1 protein-coding gene is annotated in these 975 nt (G+C 40.8%); it reads left to right on the forward strand.

The annotated features are described in order from the left end of the window. Positions 1-152: 152 nt before the first annotated feature. On the forward strand, positions 153-975 hold an 823-nt coding region (locus BBROOKSOX_RS11705), incomplete at its 3' end, for an RHS repeat-associated core domain-containing protein (RefSeq protein WP_139662058.1).

Genomic DNA, 975 nt, shown 5'->3' on the forward strand with positions numbered 1-975 from the left:
TATTATTGAAAGATCTTGTCAGGCTTGGAATGAAATACTAAGTGAGGATGGTTTTATTAAAAATTTGTGTAGTAGGGAGTGGAGTTTTTTGGTTTAGTTTTTTTTGAATTTGGTATTAGATTTACTATGAATATTAAATAGCTCTAATAATTATGAACACCCTAGAACCCTACCAGCAAATTTACACCTACGACACAGGCAATAACCTAACCAATCTATCACACCAGGCAAACAGTGGTAATTGGCAACAAACCCTCACTATCCACCCTAATAGCAACCGTGGCACTGAAAATAACAACCAAAATAACTTTGATGCCAATGGCAATTTATTAAACTTAAACAATATCGGTAGCCTAGAGTGGCACTACAACAACACCTTAAATAAACTTACTAAAGCAAACAAACCCAACACCACACAATACTATGTCTATGATTATCAAGGCAAGCGAGTCCGCACTGTTATTGAATCTGAGCACCAAACACAAAGCCAAAGAGACTACCTACCCGCACTAGACATCTCAATCAACCAAGCAAAACAACAAAGCAAAACTCTGCACATCGGCACCCACATCCTCAGCGAAAGCAGCAAAGACAACACCCAAATCCACTACCAACTCAACAGCCACCTACAATCCAACACCTTGGAATTGGGCGGCAAAGCCCAAACTCTCAGTTACGAACATTATTATCCCTATGGTGGTACTGCCATCATTGCTGGTAAAGACAAAACCCAAGCCCAGCAAAAACGCTACCGCTACACGGGTAAAGAAAGAGATGACAACAGTGGTTTATGTTATTACGGTGCCAGATACCTAGCCCCTTGGCTAGCGAGATGGATAAACCCTGATGCAGCAGGGTCGATTGATGGCTTGAATTTGTATGTTTATGTGGGCAACAATCCACTTGAATATATTGACCCAACAGGGCATGTTAAAGAAACACCTGAACAAGAAACTGTGGAAAAAGGCGCTGTTG

This window comes from bacterium endosymbiont of Bathymodiolus sp. 5 South, from assembly GCF_900128535.1.
Lineage (GTDB): Bacteria > Pseudomonadota > Gammaproteobacteria > PS1 > Pseudothioglobaceae > Thiodubiliella.